At 47.6% G+C, this 16,996-nt stretch carries 15 protein-coding genes; 14 read left to right on the forward strand and 1 reads right to left on the reverse strand.

The window, feature by feature from the left end:
- Positions 1 to 61: 61 nt before the first annotated feature.
- The 6 genes from RDL68_RS04265 (at position 62) to galE (ending at position 6,639) form a co-directional block, all read left to right on the forward strand.
- Entirely contained in the window at positions 62 to 1,225 is a 1,164-nt protein-coding gene (locus RDL68_RS04265; protein ID WP_374042590.1) for a radical SAM protein, read from the forward strand.
- A gap of 44 nt (positions 1,226 to 1,269) precedes the next feature.
- On the forward strand, positions 1,270 to 2,862 hold the full coding sequence (locus RDL68_RS04270) for an ABC transporter ATP-binding protein (RefSeq protein WP_308540441.1): 1,593 nt from the start codon (positions 1,270 to 1,272) through the stop codon (positions 2,860 to 2,862).
- 146 nt (positions 2,863 to 3,008) lie between these two features.
- Positions 3,009 to 3,248 (forward strand): Veg family protein, encoded by a 240-nt coding sequence (locus RDL68_RS04275; RefSeq protein WP_066924761.1) that lies wholly within the window; start codon positions 3,009 to 3,011, stop codon positions 3,246 to 3,248.
- Positions 3,249 to 3,330: 82 nt separating this feature from the next.
- Positions 3,331 to 4,182, forward strand: a complete 852-nt coding sequence (ispE, locus tag RDL68_RS04280) for a 4-(cytidine 5'-diphospho)-2-C-methyl-D-erythritol kinase (RefSeq protein WP_308540442.1) — start codon at positions 3,331 to 3,333, stop codon at positions 4,180 to 4,182.
- Positions 4,183 to 4,515: 333 nt separating this feature from the next.
- Positions 4,516 to 5,553: a M15 family metallopeptidase gene (locus tag RDL68_RS04285; protein ID WP_308540443.1), complete on the forward strand. Its 1,038-nt coding sequence runs from the start codon at positions 4,516 to 4,518 to the stop codon at positions 5,551 to 5,553.
- Positions 5,554 to 5,631: 78 nt separating this feature from the next.
- Positions 5,632 to 6,639: a UDP-glucose 4-epimerase GalE gene (galE, locus tag RDL68_RS04290; RefSeq protein ID WP_308540444.1), complete on the forward strand. Its 1,008-nt coding sequence runs from the start codon at positions 5,632 to 5,634 to the stop codon at positions 6,637 to 6,639.
- Positions 6,640 to 6,733: 94 nt separating this feature from the next.
- Here galE and murJ read toward each other — a convergent pair whose 3' ends face one another.
- Entirely contained in the window at positions 6,734 to 8,272 is a 1,539-nt protein-coding gene (gene murJ, locus RDL68_RS04295) for a murein biosynthesis integral membrane protein MurJ (RefSeq protein WP_308540445.1), read from the reverse strand.
- Positions 8,273 to 8,429: 157 nt separating this feature from the next.
- On the opposite strand from murJ, the gene RDL68_RS04300 reads away from it, so the two are divergent.
- The 8 genes from RDL68_RS04300 to ligA form a co-directional block, all read left to right on the forward strand.
- Positions 8,430 to 9,095 carry an ECF transporter S component gene (locus RDL68_RS04300; protein ID WP_308540446.1) on the forward strand — a complete coding sequence of 222 codons (666 nt, stop codon included), beginning with the start codon at positions 8,430 to 8,432 and terminating at the stop codon, positions 9,093 to 9,095.
- Positions 9,096 to 9,275: 180 nt separating this feature from the next.
- Positions 9,276 to 9,689 (forward strand): tRNA (adenosine(37)-N6)-threonylcarbamoyltransferase complex ATPase subunit type 1 TsaE, encoded by a 414-nt coding sequence (gene tsaE / locus RDL68_RS04305; protein ID WP_308540447.1) that lies wholly within the window; start codon positions 9,276 to 9,278, stop codon positions 9,687 to 9,689.
- Positions 9,677 to 10,492: a tRNA (adenosine(37)-N6)-threonylcarbamoyltransferase complex dimerization subunit type 1 TsaB gene (tsaB, locus tag RDL68_RS04310; RefSeq protein WP_308540448.1), complete on the forward strand. Its 816-nt coding sequence runs from the start codon at positions 9,677 to 9,679 to the stop codon at positions 10,490 to 10,492. The genes tsaE and tsaB overlap by 13 nt, the downstream gene beginning before the upstream one ends.
- A gap of 23 nt (positions 10,493 to 10,515) precedes the next feature.
- Positions 10,516 to 10,983, forward strand: a complete 468-nt coding sequence (gene rimI, locus RDL68_RS04315) for a ribosomal protein S18-alanine N-acetyltransferase (RefSeq protein ID WP_308540449.1) — start codon at positions 10,516 to 10,518, stop codon at positions 10,981 to 10,983.
- Entirely contained in the window at positions 10,964 to 11,971 is a 1,008-nt protein-coding gene (gene tsaD / locus RDL68_RS04320) for a tRNA (adenosine(37)-N6)-threonylcarbamoyltransferase complex transferase subunit TsaD (RefSeq protein ID WP_308540450.1), read from the forward strand. Before rimI ends, tsaD begins: the two co-directional genes overlap by 20 nt.
- Positions 11,972 to 12,005: 34 nt before the next feature.
- On the forward strand, positions 12,006 to 12,716 hold the full coding sequence (locus RDL68_RS04325) for a phosphatase (protein WP_308540451.1): 711 nt from the start codon (positions 12,006 to 12,008) through the stop codon (positions 12,714 to 12,716).
- 8 nt (positions 12,717 to 12,724) lie between these two features.
- Positions 12,725 to 14,950, forward strand: coding sequence for a UvrD-helicase domain-containing protein (locus tag RDL68_RS04330; RefSeq protein ID WP_308540452.1), 2,226 nt, complete (start codon positions 12,725 to 12,727; stop codon positions 14,948 to 14,950).
- Positions 14,951 to 14,959: 9 nt separating this feature from the next.
- The coding region (gene ligA / locus RDL68_RS04335; protein WP_308540453.1) for an NAD-dependent DNA ligase LigA at positions 14,960 to 16,996 on the forward strand (2,037 nt) is incomplete at its 3' end.

A 16,996-nucleotide genomic window follows, 5' to 3' on the forward strand; every position in this document is an offset into this window, starting at 1 on the left:
CATCCCAAGGTCTACATAGGCAACCGATTTGATTTATTTTAATAGCGTTTCCTTTCTTTGTTTGGTTGGCACTTTTATTGTACAGGACTTCTCTCTATGTTTTTTTCTTCTTGGTCTCACATCAATTGTATCTCTACAATCTGGTTATGAGTTTAATAGATTTCATTTGTTGGGGGGCGAACCTCTCATGTCCTTACATCTATTTGAGGTATTAAATTATGCGTTAAAAAAAGCGATTTTGGTATCTATCAATACCAATGGTGTTTACCTAGATGAAGGAATGATTGATAAACTGCGCATGTATCCAAATCTCGACCAAATTACCGTGAGTGTAGATGGGGGGAATGAAGAGGACAATGATGCTATACGTGGGAGAGGGACGTTTGCGGAGGTGGTGTCTAACCTTCGGAAGTTTAAGACCGACGCTACGAATATTGCGCTTAATCTTGCCTGCGTAATGACACAAAAAAATTTATGTCATATTGAACTTCTGCCCTTTCTTGTAGATGACTGTGATTGTCTTTTGATTTCCTCGTTGTTTTATAAAGGGAATGCGGAGAAGAACTTCATTCGGAAGGATATGGATGGTAATTTTCTATTTGAAAAATTGAAGATTCTTGTTCAAAACGCCAATATGGTCGGGAAAGCGATTCAACTAGACTTGCCCCCGATCGGTTTATGGTGGTTACAATTATTATTGGGTGAAAATCTATCAGATGTAGTAATACCCAAATGGGATTGTAGTGAGAGTAAATTATACTACTCCGCTACGAATAAACTGTATTTATGCAGCCCTAGTTCTTTTTTTAAGGACAAGTATCAAATAAGAAACGCCGTATTTCCACATGTGAATAGAAAGCTTTGCACAAGGGATTGTATTTTCAATGATCGTTGTATACTCTGTGAAATTAACTGTAACATGGAACAATTCCATATTTGCAATTTCGTGTTGCATCAAGCTGAACAGTGTTTTTCAGTTCTTCTTAAGTGTTTGGTAAAGAAGTCTAACGATTATGCATTTTTCAGTCACCAAGGTTTTAGCTATTTTGTGAACCATGGTACAGGAGCGAGGTATCGTCTTTGCTCTGATCATAATGTGAATAATTATAATCCATTGGAGACTTATCAACAATGTTCGGCTCGAGAGAAATTGCAGTATAAGCTGATCATGGCTGGATTATATGCAAGTGGTCAATTCTATCTTTGTGAAAAGTATTCAAAGTGATCTTTAGTTTATTCTTTGGCATCTTATTATCGGGAGGAAGGATTATGAAAACTATACTAAAAACAATGGGCGCAAAGCGATTTTTGTTTTTATTGATTTTTATTCTTGCTTACAGTTTTTCAGCTTTTATTCCCGTCTTTTTTATTCAAAAGCTGATAGACTCCATAGATTCTGTCGCAACGAATGATGCGATATTCCACATTATCATCTATGGAACCCTATATATGTTGATGCAGCTGCTGAATCAGCTTTTTTACGCACTTTATAACTATATTTGTGATAAGTATCAGAACCAGTATGCTGAGAAAACGAGGCAACAGATTTTCTGTGCTATTCTGGAAGCGGATGAGATTAGCTATAAAAAAGAAGATTTTGGGCAGTTGTCCAGTAAAATTATTGAGGACACACATTTTATATCTGAAAACTATTATTCTACCACTGTAATGGGAGTTGTCTCGATTATCAACTTCTTCATTGGTTTTTGGTTCATGTCTACGATCAGCCTCTATTTATCGCTTATTATCATTCCCTTGGGGCTTGTATCATCTTTTTGTTCCAACCAAATGGTAAAAATGACGGAGAAGAATCTTGATATGCAGAGGGAGATTACAGAGCAGAGTTGGAAACTATTCGGGGAAGGTATTCGAGGTATCAAGCACATCAAACTCTTTGATAGGAATGGGAGCTACTTCCAAAAGATAAAATCTATCTCAAATCGCCTTTGCTTAGTGAACATCAAACAGAGCAAGATTGAGAACTTCGGTAATTTTGTCGTTGGTACGCTTTATATGGTTACGATAGGAATTATTATGTTAGTGTCTGCGATTTTTGTTCTCTACGGTTATATTACGTTTGGTGGCCTATTAGCACTGGTAATGTATAATCACATGTTGGTCGATCCGCTGTTACAATTGATAGAAACGCAACAGAAGATGGTCAAATTAAACATATCTAATCAACGCATCCAAAAGATTTTGAACTTAAAAGGATATGAACGAAACAGAGAGAGTACGAGAATTTGCGCAATTCGGGCAGAACACATCACCTTTGGTTACGAAGGAAAATGGATCCTATCGGATTTCAACTATGAATTTACTCGTGGAAAAACGTATTGCATTGTTGGCGAAACGGGAAGCGGAAAGAGTACATTGGTTAATCTGCTTGCTGGTTACTTGTCACCGCAGATAGGAAGTGTCGTCTATGTTTCACCAGACAAACGGGAAGTAAGAGGGTGTATTCCTACTCGTGTTTCTTTTTTGGCACAGGATGGCTTCTTGTTCAACGCAACGATTGACGAGAATATTTGTTTTGCAAATCCAAAGATGACAGAAACTCAACTTGCGCATCTGAAGGAAATTTGTTGCTTAACCGAGGTGTGCAACCGAATTCAGGACGATATTGGCGACAATGGTAATAAACTATCCGGTGGCGAGAGAAAACGGCTTCTTTTGGCAATTTGTCTTGCCAAAGAGGACAGTGATGTTTTGATTTTTGACGAGCTTTCTAACTCTTTAGATCATCAAACTTATCAAAAGATACTGAAAGCAATTGAGCCATTATTTATGGATAAGATTGTTATTTTTATTGAACACTATCGGATTGAAAAAGATGTTTACGATGCTCTTATTGAGCTGTGATTTGTTGTACCTTTTCTTCCTGTTCTATAATCCGTTGTACATCTAAACGAAAAAGGAGTCTGCTCAAAAACGAGATTTGCATAAATGAACCTTTTCCTGTATAATCAAAATGCTATTTGTACCCAGAGCAGGAAGGCGGGTGTGGTATGCAAGAAAACAGTTTAATTCAAGCCATCCGCAGTGAGGTCGAGCAAAATATCGGACGCACTGTGGTTGTGCGCGCGGATAAAGGGCGAAAGCGCATTGTCACAAAAGAGGGCATTATTGAAAATGCGTTTGACGATGTCTTTACTGTGCGGATATCGAATGCTTTTGATATGGAGCGAACCGTATCGTACACGTATACGGATGTTCTGACCTCTACCGTAAAGCTGACGGTGTATTGAGAGAAAAGGGCTCGACAGAGCTCTTTTTTTCGTTATTGTTTGTAGAGAACAAACGAAGGATAAACGCAAGAAACAAGGAAAAATGACAACGGAGGATGGCATGGAATTGGAGCTGCAAGCCAATGCAAAAATAAATCTGGCGTTAGACATCGTCGCTGTGCGCGAAGATGGGTATCACGACTTAGATGGCGTAATGCAGGAGATTGCATTGCATGATACCCTCACCATAGAAAATGGACGCGGAGGCTTTGTGCTATTTTGTGACCATCCGCATCTTAAGTTGGATGAAAACAACTTGATATATAAGGCTTGGGATGCTCTTCGCGACAGAGTTACAGACGATTCTGTCATCGTTGAGCTGGAAAAGCGCATCCCTCTTTCCGCTGGCTTGGGAGGAGGAAGCGCGGATGCAGCGGCAATGCTGGTCGGCTTAAATCGTCTATGGAATTTGAACCTTACGGAGGAAGAATTAATCGAAGTCGCCGGAACGATTGATTCGGATACGGCGTTTTTTATTCAAGGCGGTACGCAGCGCGCACAGGGAAGGGGAAATGTCCTTACGCCTCTGCCTAATTTTTCGCAAAAGCCGGTGCTGCTCATTAACACGGGGGATACCATCAGCTCGCGTTATGTCTATGATCACGTGGAACTCAACGGAACCATTCCGGTATCGAAAATGATAGACTTGCTGCAGTTTGATAATCTCAAGGCATATACCATGATGCAGAATCAAATGGAGAGCGTCTCTTTTGAATCCATTCCTAAACTGTTGGAGATTAAGAGTCAACTGCGTGAATCTGGTGCTTTGGCAGCACTCATGAGTGGCAGCGGTCCGACGATGTTCGGTTTATATGAAACCATGGAGCAGGCGGAAGAAGCCTATAAGCGATTTGAGGGCAAGTATCCCTTTGTTTTGTTGACGAGAACCGTGTGAAAATGAAACAATACTGAATGACTATTCAGTAAGCAAAAATGAAAAGGTTTACAAACGAAATAATATCCAATAAACAGAAACGCTTTGTTCGTTTTCGCCTTTCTATGATTCCACAACATGTGGTGGAATAAAGCAAAGAAAACACATTCATTAGCAGAAAATTTCGCTATTTTCGCGTTTTTTTTCTCAAAGTGTCTTGAACATCCGTAAAGCGTTCGTTATAATACTTGTAGTGTAAAAGGAATAACAGGGGGATACCGTTTTCATACGATTTCATCCTGAACGAAACAGGAAGATCGCTGATGAATGGCGGAAGAACATAGAGGTGTGTCGATGAGAAACGATCAGTCAATAGAGAAACGCTATAGAGCGCGTCATAAACGACGTCAAGCTCTTCATCGTCGTCGTCACAAACGGAGCGTGCTTTTTGGCGTTTGCGCCGGAGTACTGTTGCTGTTATCCGGCAGCTTTATGCTCCGTCATTTTATGAACCGTTCCAGCGCAATTGATACCCATGCAGCGTTGGCGAACTCTGCGCAGTTGGTGCAGGATACGCAGGCGGAGGCGAAAGATAGTGCGTCTGTCTCCGTAGAATACAAAACCCGCGTGGAGATTGAACAGCAAAAACAGGAAAGACCGCAGGAAAAAGAGCAGCATGACGGTTATATTGACCGCTTGGATACTTTTTTACAGGTAAATCGCGATACCACGATGTTTACGCGCGATTCCACCAAATCGCATGTTGTTGCCCCTCTTGCTGCCGGAACGACCGTGGAAACCTATGGGACAAACGGCGAATGGACAAAAGTGGTCAGCAAGGGTCGTACAGGCTATGTTCGAAACGTAGATTTGGCGATGATTAGCGACGCAACGCTGTGTAAGACCGTAGAAGGAAAAGTGATTGTCAATTCGACCTATCGCCTTCCCGAAAACTACGAAACGGTGTTTCATCCGGATGCCAAAGCAGGACTGAAGGTCATGTTGGAAGCCATGCAGCGCGACGGCTTGCAAGTGAAAGTGGCAACGACCTATCGCGGAGCAGAAGAAGAAAAGAAAGAGTTGGTTCTTCGCGGAAATCCCGCCAATGTTCCGCAACCGGGGCATACGGTGTTTCAGACGGGTTACGGCGTACAGTTCAATGCGCCGAATACCGATCCGCGCATCGAAAATCATTTTGAGAACACCAAGCAGTTTCAGTGGTTGAAAGCGCACGCGCAAGAATATGGTTTTGTATTGCGTTATCCGAAAGGCAGCGAATCCATTACGGGCTATCGTGCCGATCCCACCATTTTCTACTATGTAGGGGTGGAGGATGCTTCTCTGATTAGCAATGAAGGGCTGACCATGGAAGTGTTCTACGGTGTCAATTAATATACGAAAGGCAGGAGCCCGCAGGTAACGAAGTTGCCGGTGGGCTCTTTTTAATGAAAGAAGATGAAGGAGGAAAAAATGAACGTCTTGGTTAGTGGCGGCTTGGGCTATATTGGTTCGCATACGGTCGTAGAATTGGTAAAACGCCATCACGACGTGGTAGTGGTCGATAACCTGTATAATGCAGATGCCGATGTACAGTTACGCATAGAAAAAATCACGGGCAAAAAGTTGACGACCTATATTGCGGATTGTGCGGATGCCGAAGCAATGGAAAAAATCTTTTCTTCGCATAAAGTGGATTGTGTGATTCACTTTGCTGGCTATAAGGCGGTGGGAGAGTCCGTTCGCAAGCCTTTGATGTATTATCATAACAATCTTCTGAGTACATTGGTCTTGCTGGAAGCGATGAAAAAGCACAATGTTCACCAAATGGTTTTCAGCTCGTCGGCGACAGTGTATTCTCCGGAGAATACCAGTCCGTTTCGAGAAGAAATGCGCCTGGCTGCTACGAATCCGTATGGTTGGACAAAGCTGATGATTGAACGCATTCTTACGGACTACGCGACGGCGGATCCGAGCTTTTCAGCGATTCTCCTGCGCTATTTTAATCCCATCGGCGCACATGATTCGGGACTGCTGGGCGAACGTCCGGTTGGCATTCCGAACAACCTGTTACCGTATATTTGTCAGGTGGCGGACGGCACGAGAGAGAAGCTCAGCGTTTTTGGCGACGACTATGCTACACCGGACGGTACAGGCGTACGTGATTATCTGCATGTCGTCGATTTGGCATTGGGTCACGTTGCTGCCTTGGAAAAGATGGCAAATCGTCCCGGCGCGCATGCCTTTAATTTGGGGACGGGAAAAGGCACGAGTGTGCTGGAACTGGTTCATGCATTTGAGCAGGCGAGTCATCTGACCATTCCTTATGTTGTCACCGATCGGCGTCCGGGGGATATCGATACGGTTGTGGCGGATCCCTCAAAAGCGGAAAAGGAATTGGAGTGGAAAGCGACGCACAGCATTGAAGAAGCCTGCGCTTCGGCTTGGCATTTCCAGCAGCATGTCAAAGATAGTTTATAAAAAACGAAGTGCGCCGATGCGCTTAGAATACTAAAAATGCACATCAAAAGAGACACCGCTTTTTTTGCGGTGTCTCTATTTTTTAGGCTAACGATTAGTTGCGGTGGCGCGCTTTGTGGCGATGTAACCGATGGTAGGCTTGATTGACCAGCCGGCGCACCTCAGGAATTTGTGCAAAGAGAATGACGACCAGATAAACCAGGGCACCAACCAAAACGGTCAGAAGAAGCCGAATCGTTTCTTTTGCCGGTGCCAGTCCATGAAAGACGAAAAGCGTGAGAAAACCCATTATGGCAGAAGCGGCAACGACTTTGACAACGGAGCGGAAAAGAGATCGAAATTCCAAACGACCACATTTTTTACGTAAGACCCATCCCAGAATGACGGCGCCAACGAGATTGCCTGTGGCGGTAGCGGCGGCAAGACCGTTCAGTCCGAAGAAATGGGACAAGATAAAATTCAGTGTAATGTCCACGGCAACTTGTACCGCCGAGATGAGAAGCGGCGTTTTGGTATCGTGCAGCGCATAGAAGGCGCGAATAAAAACCTGTGAACACAACAGTCCGATGAGCCCCGGCGTATACCAGAACAGAGCACCGGCGGTCATCAGCGTGGAGGTCGCTGTAAATTGATCGCGTTCATAGAATAAACGAACGATGGGCTGTGAAAAGAGCATCATGCCGACAACAGCAGGGATAATTAACACCATGCCATGTACCAGCGAATGATGAATGACACGCTTAAAGGGGCGAAGATCGTCCTGTTGTGCGGCGCGCGACATGCCGGGATAGGAAGCGGTAACAATGGAAACGATGACAACACCTTCCACCATCATAAAAATCATATTGGCGTAATTCAGCGCTGACGCACCGCCGTTTGGCACGATGGACGTGGCAATGGCTTTATCCACGATGATGGAGATGTCATTGACCAGAATGGAGAACATGGCAGGAATGGCGATGGCAAGCGATTCTCGAATGGCAGGGGCGTTTGGTTGCAGCAGAAATTGATGGCGATAGCCTGTGCGGCGAAGAGCACCCGGAAAAAACATATATTGCACGGCAACGCCGAAAATACTGCCGAAGGCAAGAAGCAGGAGATTTCCCGTCTTTGCCGTGAGATAGGAGAAGAAAATCATCACGACATTCATGATGATACCTGTAGTCGCCGGTGTTAAAAAGTTATTGTAGTTGTTTAGATAGCTGATAAACGCACCGTTAAGCGCCGAGAAAAGGATGCGGAAGAGAACAATGCGCGTGAAAAGCACGGCTTGATCGAACTTTTCGCCCTGAAAGCCGGCAGCTACGAGGCGCATAATCTGCGGCATGAACAGAAATCCAACCGCGGAGATGATGGCGGCAAGCAGAACGATGGTGTTGGTCAAATTGGAAGTGAAGCGATCCGCTTCTCGACGACCGCTGTTGGTCAAGACTTTGTTGTACATCGGTATAAACGTCGTTTGGATGGACATAAAGAGAAAACTGAACGCCATGGCGGTGATGCTCTCCGAAACGACGTAGATATCCGTGACCGTGCCGGTACCAAAAAACTTCGCGAAGCTGACTTCGCGAATGAGTCCTGTAAATTTGGAGATGATGGTGATGACCATCAGTTGAAAGGTGATCGAACCCATGAATGTCCCTCCTGTAATGGGAACAGTCTACCATATTTCTCGTTTGTACTGTACAGAACGAAATGAATCGTTTATAATGGCAGAGGTTGTTAAACCGATATCATTCTTTTCGCGGACAGAAGCCATTACATAGTCCCTATTATAGAAAGGAATGAATATGCAATCACAACATACGACAGCAAAACAAGTAAATGGATGGGCGGAGCCGAGAACGTTTCTACAGCAGGTAAAGGATGCGACGCGCATTCGCAATATGGTTAAAATCGGTGCTTTGGGTGCTCTGGGTTTCGTCATTATGGAATTGTTTCAGATTCCGATGCCCTTTGCTCCGGCGTTTATGAAAGTGGATTTCGGAGATGTAGCGGGACTGATTGGCGGTTTCGCCATGGGACCGGTGGCAGGTTTTCTTATTCAGCTCGTTAAGAATATTTTGAAATTATTTACGTCCGAGACCGTTGGGGTTGGTGAATTATCCAATTTGATCGTCGGTTCGACTTTTGTCTTGGTATCTGCCATTATTTATCGCCGTTCCCATACCAAACGAGGCGCTGTAATTAGCTTACTTGCCGGTTCCTTAGCCATGAGCTGTATCGCGGTACTCTCCAACACGTTCTTTATTTTTCCGGCGTATGCTGCGGCCATTCAGTTGGATTTGGATGTTCTTGCGACGCAGATTGGCGCTGCGAACGGGTTGGTTTCCAACTACATGACGCTGATGCTCTTTTCCGTTTTCCCGTTCAACCTGGTAAAGACGTTTCTGGAAAGCGTCGTAACCTTCCTGCTTTATAAGCGTATTTCGCCCATTCTCAAGCGCTGGTCATAATAAACACGGGGAAAAGGAAAAAAAGGACTATGTTGTCGGAGTCTTCGCGGTGGAAAAAGAATAGACCTGTCGAAGCAAGTGCATTACAATAAAGAAACAAGAGAAGAGGTTGCCCTGCGGGGCACCTTCTTTTTATTGCTTAGGAAATGGTACTGTATTTATAGAAAAGGAGAGACGCACGTGCAGATCACCTCAAAACAGGCGATGCGGGAATGGAGCGAACGCTTTGCGCATACGCTGTCTTCGGGCGATGTCGTTTCGTTAGAGGGAACGCTGGGCGCGGGAAAAACGCAGGTAGTGCAATGGATCGCGCAAGCGCTTGACGCTAACCGTCCGGCGTCTTCTCCGACTTTTTCGCTGGTTAATCACTATCAAACGCCGAATCTGGATTTGTATCATCTGGATCTTTACCGGCTGGAAGAGCCGAAAGAATTAGAAGACTTGGACTATGAGACCTATTTTTATCCGGAGGGGGCTATAACTTTTTTGGAATGGGCAGAAAAAGCCGATGGGTATCTTCCGCATGGCATGGTGCATGTGCGGATCACCGTTAATGAGGGAGAAGCGAGGGAGGTTAGCGTATGGCGAGACTGATAGGAGCGGACACCTCTACGCGCGCTACGGGAGTTGCCATTTATGAAACGGGAAAACCCCTGCGTCAAACCGTGGTAGAACAGGATCGTCTGCGCGCAGAGGAGCTTCTTAGCGTCCTGGATGCGCTGTGTCAGGAAAGTGGTCTTCCGGCCGCAGAGGCAGATGCTTTTGTGGTGGGCATCGGGCCCGGCTCGTTTACCGGTTTGCGCATCGGGGTTACGATGATGAAGACCATGGCGCAATTTACGCATCGTCCGATCATAGGCATTTCCTCGTTAGAGGCGCTGGCGTTTGCGGCAAAGCAGGAACATCGTGCGCATATAATCGTTCCTGTGATCGATGCGCGCGCCAATCGCTTGTTTGCTTCGGCGTATCGCATAGAGGAAGACGGCGCATGGGAGCGCATTTTGGAGGAAGGTTTATATACAGAAGAGCAATTGCGCGCCTTTCTGCTTTCCGAACAGGCATCCGCCCATCCGGCGTGTGAGGGGGTTCCCTTTTTATGTTGGGCAGGAGCAGGCATAGTGCGCCATCGGGCGCTTTCCGATGCGTTTTCTCCGCAAGAAAGCGTGATGCTTTCATCTCCGGCGGCATTGTCTCCTATTGCAGCGATGATGCAAATTGCCGCTTGCCGCCTTGCAAGAGGGGAGAGCGACAATGTCTTGCATCTGGTTCCGAACTATCAGCGAAAATCGCAGGCGGAGCTGGACCGAGAGCGTCGTGCGCCGAGGAATGAAACCTCTACGAGTGTGGAAACACTTCCCCTTAATGAGGAAAGGCGGAAATCGTGTATACAGGAATAAAACCGGCGTTTCGCCTAAGAAAGATGATCGAGCAAGATTTGCCGGTGATTCACCAGATCGAACGCGAGGCATTTCAAAAAGCGTGGACAGTAAAGCAACTGAAAAGCGAGCTTGTTCATCCCTGCAATACGGCAATTGTGGCAGAGGCGGATGCGACCATTTTGGGCTATTTTTTCTCTTCCGACGTGGCAGGAGAAGCCAGTTTGAATCGTATTGCCGTCGCGAAGGCATATCGGCAATGCGGAGTGGGAAAACGCCTCGTAGAACGATTTCTTGCCGATGCGAAAGAGAAGGGTATCGAGGAGGCATTTCTCGAAGTGAATGAGCACAACAGCGCGGCGATGGCGTTGTATCTGCTGTTTGGCTTTGCCGTGGTGGGCAGACGACATCAGTATTATGCGGAAGAAATGGCCGATGCGCTCATTATGCGCTGCCGGTTGCAGACGGAGAATAAGAACGAGGAGGTGTTTCATGCGGATTTTGGCGATTGAGTCTTCCTGTGATGAGACCAGCGTTGCGGTTCTCTGTGACGGACGAAAGGTGCTAAGCCAGATTATTTCGTCCCAAATTAAGGACCATGCTCTTTTTGGAGGGGTTGTGCCGGAGATTGCCTCGCGCAAACACCTTGAAGCGATCAATCCGCTGCTGGAGGCCGTCCTTGCCGAAGCGCATGTGCTGCCCGAAGAACTGGATCTCATTGCGGTTACGCGCGGTCCGGGGCTTGTCGGTGCGTTGTTGGTGGGCATTTCCGCCGCAAAAGCCATGGCGTATGTACGCCATATTCCCATTGTGGGGGTCAACCACATGGAAGGGCATCTTTGCGCGAATTATATAGCGCATCCGGAGTTAGAACCTCCTTTTCTTGGCTTGGTGGTTTCCGGCGGACATACCTATCTTTGTGTGGTGAACGATTATGCGCATTATGAGGTGGTCGGCTCCACAGTAGATGACGCTGCAGGCGAGAGTTTTGATAAAGTATCTCGTGTGCTGGGACTCGGCTATCCCGGAGGCCCTAAAATTCAGCGTATTGCGGAACAGGGAAATCCACAGGCGTTCGCTTTTCCGCGGGCGATGTCTTCTAAAGAGGACGGCTATGCCTTTAGTTTCAGTGGGTTAAAAACGGCGGTAATCAATGAAGTGCATCATCGTGAACAGCAGAATCTGCCCGTTCCGGTGGCAGATATCGCCGCCTCTTTCCAACAGGCCGTTATCGATGTATTGGTACAAAAGGCAGAACATTTGCTGGAATCGATGCCGAAAATGCGCACCTTTTGTCTTGCCGGCGGCGTAGCGGCGAACCGTCCTTTGCAGGAAGCACTGTCCGCCATGTGCGCGAAACACGATTGTCGCTTTTTCGTTCCTCCTGCTGTTTTGTGTACCGATAACGCCGCAATGATTGGTTGCGCCGGTTATTATCAATATCGGGAACGGGGCGCGTCATCGCTTGATTTCGCAGCCGATCCCAATTTAGGACTATAAGTAGAAAAGAAAGGAGAGCGTTATGCACGCTTTGATGGATTTACATACCCATACGATGGCAAGCATTCATGCCTATTCGACCCTGACCGAAAATGCCAGGGAGGCGAAAAAGAATGGACTGGAAATTTTGGGTGTCTCCGATCACGGCTACGGAATGCCCCATACAACGCTGCCGGAGTATTGGATGAATTTAACCGTCATTCCGCCCTATCTTGAGGGTGTTCGCATTTTGCGTGGAATTGAGATGAATCTTTGCGATATGCAGGGGCATCTGTTTGAAGAAGACCTTCTCGGTACGACCGACTATGTGATTGCGTCGCTGCATGGCAATATATTTGATTTTGGCGAAAAGCGCGCTACGGATTTTACACCGGTGTATTTGGAAGCGCTGAAACGGTATCCACAGATTAATATCATTGGGCATCCGGATGATGATCGTTATCCTATTGATTATGAAGCACTGGTGAAAGCCTGTAAAACGCACCACGTGGCTATGGAAGTCAATTGCTCTTCTTTGGACGAAAATAGCTTCCGTAGAAATGCGGAAAAGAATCAGCGCCGCTATCTCGCTCTTTGCAAAGAATACGAAGTGCCCATTATCGTCAACAGCGATGCGCACATGAGTACCAGCGTCGGTCAGTTTTCGTTAGCGGAAGAGTTGTTGAGCGAACTGCATTTCCCCGAAGAACTGATCATTAATACCTCCTGGGATAAGTTGGAAAGCCTCCTGGGCTTCGCGATATAGGAGAGGGTATGGAATACGAAAACCTTAACTGCGCTCAGCGGGAAGTGGTACTGGCGGAGGATAAAGTGCTGCTTGTTCTGGCAGGCGCCGGTTCCGGCAAGACACGGGTTCTGACGACGAAGATTGTGCGCCTGTTGGAAGAAAAAGCGGTTGCGCCTTGGCATATTTTGGCATTTACCTTTACCAATAAAGCGGCGCAGGAGATGCGCGATCGTGTGGAGAAGACGTTAGGCAGAAGCACGAGCGGTATGTGGATGGGAACCTTCCACTCCATCTGCGCGCGCCTTTTACGGCAGGAAATCGGCATTTTAGGCTACGGCTCAGACTTTACCATCTACGATACGGCGGATCAGCGCACACTCGTGAAGCAGCTATTAAAAGAGCAGCAGGTCAATCAGGACTATCGTCCGCAGATGGTGCTTATGCGCATTTCGGATTATAAAAATCGCGGCGTGGGCGTGGAAGAAGTGTTGGAAAATGCGACTATGGATCGAGAGAAAATCATTGGTCGCGTTTATCAGCGCTATGAGGCGGAAAAAAAGAAGAATAATGCGTTGGATTTTGACGATTTGATTTTGAAAGCCATCGAGGTGTTGCAAAACGAGGGAGTTCGTCAGGAATTTCAGGAAAAATTCACGCATATTTTCGTCGATGAATATCAAGATACCAACCATCCGCAGTATGAACTGATTCGTCTGTTGACCGGAAAAGATGCCGCCATCTGTGTCGTGGGCGATGCGGATCAATCCATTTACGGTTGGCGCGGTGCGGATATCCAAAACATTCTTTCCTTCGAGCGTGATTTTCCGGGCGCACGAACGATTCTTTTGGAGCAAAACTATCGTTCCACCTCGCACATTCTCGATGCCGCTAACCAGCTGATTTCCCATAATACGGAACGAAAAGACAAGAATCTCTGGACGGCGAACGGCGAGGGAGAAGCGGTTCATTTTCGTTGCGTGCAAAGTGAAAATGAGGAAGCGGCATTGGTTGCTGCAAAACTGCGTGAGGAACAGCAGCGCGGCGTGGCATGGGAAAATATGGCAATTCTCTATCGCACGAATGCGCAATCGCGTCCGTTTGAGGATGCGCTTCTTCGTGAGGGCATTCCCTATCGTGTGATAGGCGGCTTAAAATTCTACGATCGCGCAGAAATTAAAGACTTGGTCGCCTACATGAATCTGCTCATTAATCCGCTGGACGACGTTTCCTTCGCGCGCGTTGTGAATCAACCCAAACGCGGCATTGGCGAGGCGACGGTGCAGAAACTGCGAGAAGAAGCGCATGCGATGGGTATGTCACTTTTACAGGCGTTGCAGGAGGAAGAGAGCGTACGGATGCTCACCCCTGCGCAACGCAATAAGTTATTGCGCTTTGCCGATTTGCTTTCCGATTTGAATCGAAAGCGCGAGGAACTACCGCTGACCAAGTGGACGGAATACCTTTACGAAAAGACGGGGTATCGCGCCATGCTGGAATCCGGCGGAACCGTGGAAGATCGGACGCGCATGGAAAACGTCGGCGCTTTTCTGGATGCGGTTTCGTTGTATGAAGAAGAAGAGGAAGATCCGTCCTTAGTGGAGTACTTGCAAAGTCTGTCGCTCCTTTCGGATTTAGACAAGACGGAGGAAAAGGAAAAAGGCGTCAATCTGTTGACGATTCATTCCGCAAAGGGATTGGAATTTGATGTCGTCTTCGTCGTTGGTCTGGAAGAAGGGCTCTTTCCCAGCCGCCGGTCGATGGAGGAAGGGAATTTGGAAGAAGAACGTCGTCTGCTCTATGTGGCGATGACGCGTGCGAAGCGCACGCTCTATCTGTCCCAGGCAGAGAGTCGGCGTGTGTTTGGCACGCCCATGGCGGCTATGCCGTCCTCTTTCCTCAAGGAGTTGGAGGGAAAGATTGAGGCGGAGGATATTCCCGACGTGCTGGATCGTACGAACGTCTATGACCGAAATTATGCCCGTCGCAGTAATACCGCCGATCCGAAGTTGCGGGAAGAATACGACCGTAAACGAAAAGCGTTTCGTGAACGGATTCGGGAGCAGCAAAAGAGCAGAGAGAAAAAACTTACGAGCGAATTTCGTGTTGGAGATGCGGTACAGCACAAGAAATTCGGTCATGGGACGGTCATTTCGGTGGTTCCGCAGCCGAACGGGGATGAGGTGACGGTCGCGTTTGACGGAAAGGGCATAAAACGGCTGAATGCGGCGCTTGCGCCTATGCAGAAACGGTAGGAGGAAGGCATGAATCCCAACACGGCAAAACGGATGCAGGAGCTGGTGGAACGCCTGAATCGCTTGAATGTGCATTACTATACGTTGGATGATCCGCTGGTGAGCGATGCGGATTACGATGTCCTCTATGATGCGCTTGTTGCGCTGGAGAAAGAGACGGGCGTTGTCCTGCCGGCATCACCGACCCAGCGTGTCGGCGGAGAGATTCTGCAAAAATTCATGAAGCATCGCCATCTGGCACCCCTTTTTTCTTTAGGAAAAACGAAGACCGAGGAAGAGGTGAGAAAGTGGCTGGGTGATGTCGAAACGGCAGTTGCGCGTTATAATGCCGAAAATCCACAAGCACCGCTTCCCAAGCCGGAATATTTTGCGGAGCTTAAATTCGACGGTCTGACCGTGAATCTGACGTATCGTAACGGCATTCTTGTCATGGCTTCTTCTCGTGGAAATGGAACCATTGGGGAAGAAATTCTTTCGCAGGTGCGCACCATTCCGACCATACCGCTGATGATTCCTTTCAAGGGCACGTTGGAGGTGCAGGGCGAAGGTATCATGCCCCGTTCGGCGCTTCGTCGCTATAATGAACATGCAGAAGAACCATTGAAAAATGAACGTAATGCGGCAGCCGGCGCTCTTCGTTCCTTAGATCCTTCGGTAGCGGCTTCTCGCCATCTGGATGCGTTTTTCTATCAGGTGGGCTATCTGGACGGGGAGGAACATTCCGCAGAAGACGGCCATTCGGTAGCAAAGGAACGACCGGCGGAGACAATAGGCGCCGTGCATCACGGTGCATCCGACGTAGCGCAACCACTTGCCGATGCGCCATTTTCTACCGAGGAAGAAATGTTCCGTTTCCTGCAGGACAATCATTTTCGCGTGCATCCCTTTTTGCGCCGCTGTCACAATGGGGAAGAAGTGCTTTCCGCTATTCGCGAGGTGGAGACCTTGCGCGAGGAAATTGATGTGGCAACGGATGGCGTTGTCATTAAGGTGAATGACCTGCGCACACGTGCGTTGCTTGGCTTTACGGCGAAGTTTCCGCGCTGGGCGATTGCTTTTAAGTTTCCGCCACAGGAAGTCGTCACGGTGTTGAAGGCGGTGGAGTGGAATGTGGGTCGTACCGGAAAAGTAACACCTACGGCGGTGTTGGAACCTGTGGACATTGGCGGCGTACAGGTTTCGCGTGCGACATTGAATAATTACGATGATATTCTGCGTAAAGGGGTTCGTTTGAATGCGCGGGTTAAGATTCGCCGTTCCAATGAGGTGATTCCGGAGATTTTGGAAACGTTGGAAACACCGGAGGAACACACGGAAGCCATTCGGAAACCAACCCACTGTCCGGCTTGCGGTGCGGAGCTCATCTACGATCGTGTGCATATTTACTGCCCCAATTCACTTTCTTGCCGTCCGCAGCTGATTTCGCGTCTCGTGCATTTTGCGTCCCGCAATGCGATGAATATTGAAGGGCTTTCCGAGAAAACCTTGGAGAAGCTGTTGGATTTCGGCTTTCATGAAATGGCGGATCTGTATCGCCTAACCGCACACGATTTGATGCGGTTGGAGAGCTTTAAGGAAAAGAAAACGGCGAATCTTCTTCACGCCATTGAAGCTTCCAAAGAACCCCGTTTTGCTGCGTTTCTTTTTGCTCTTGGTATCCCTGAAGTAGGCGAGCGTACCGCATCTGATTTGGCGGCGCATTTCGCTTCTTTTTCCGATTTGCGCAAGGCTTCAGCGGAAGAATTGATGACCATTCCGGACATCGGCGAAACGACGGCTGCCAATATTGTTGAATTTTTCCGGGACAAACACATTGCGCAGGCAATCGATGCGCTGCTTGCCGAAGGGATTACACTGCGCTATGCTGAGAAAAAGACGGCGGAATCGCTGTGGCTCGCAGAGAAGAAAATCGTGATTACCGGAACGATTGATGGTTGGACGCGATCGTCTCTTGAAAAGGCAATTCAAGAGGCAGGCGGGGGAGCTCACGGCTCCGTCTCCTCCAAAACGGATTTTGTGATACCAGGAGAGGGCGACGGCGCACAA

Source organism: uncultured Murdochiella sp., assembly GCF_902488755.1.
Classification (GTDB): Bacteria; Bacillota; Clostridia; order Tissierellales; family Peptoniphilaceae; genus Murdochiella.

What these genes read in the sequence shown, in the direction of transcription:
- RDL68_RS04270 (WP_308540441.1), top strand. Translation starts at nt 1,270, where the DNA reads ATGAAAACTATACTAAAAACAATGGGCGCAAAGCGATTTTTGTTTTTA.
- RDL68_RS04275 (WP_066924761.1), top strand. Translation starts at nt 3,009, where the DNA reads ATGCAAGAAAACAGTTTAATTCAAGCCATCCGCAGTGAGGTCGAGCAA.
- ispE (WP_308540442.1), top strand. Translation starts at nt 3,331, where the DNA reads ATGACAACGGAGGATGGCATGGAATTGGAGCTGCAAGCCAATGCAAAA.
- RDL68_RS04285 (WP_308540443.1), top strand. Translation starts at nt 4,516, where the DNA reads ATGAGAAACGATCAGTCAATAGAGAAACGCTATAGAGCGCGTCATAAA.
- galE (WP_308540444.1), top strand. Translation starts at nt 5,632, where the DNA reads ATGAACGTCTTGGTTAGTGGCGGCTTGGGCTATATTGGTTCGCATACG.
- murJ (WP_308540445.1), bottom strand. Translation starts at nt 8,272, where the DNA reads ATGGGTTCGATCACCTTTCAACTGATGGTCATCACCATCATCTCCAAA.
- RDL68_RS04300 (WP_308540446.1), top strand. Translation starts at nt 8,430, where the DNA reads ATGCAATCACAACATACGACAGCAAAACAAGTAAATGGATGGGCGGAG.
- tsaB (WP_308540448.1), top strand. Translation starts at nt 9,677, where the DNA reads ATGGCGAGACTGATAGGAGCGGACACCTCTACGCGCGCTACGGGAGTT.
- rimI (WP_308540449.1), top strand. Translation starts at nt 10,516, where the DNA reads ATGATCGAGCAAGATTTGCCGGTGATTCACCAGATCGAACGCGAGGCA.
- tsaD (WP_308540450.1), top strand. Translation starts at nt 10,964, where the DNA reads ATGCGGATTTTGGCGATTGAGTCTTCCTGTGATGAGACCAGCGTTGCG.
- RDL68_RS04325 (WP_308540451.1), top strand. Translation starts at nt 12,006, where the DNA reads ATGGATTTACATACCCATACGATGGCAAGCATTCATGCCTATTCGACC.
- RDL68_RS04330 (WP_308540452.1), top strand. Translation starts at nt 12,725, where the DNA reads ATGGAATACGAAAACCTTAACTGCGCTCAGCGGGAAGTGGTACTGGCG.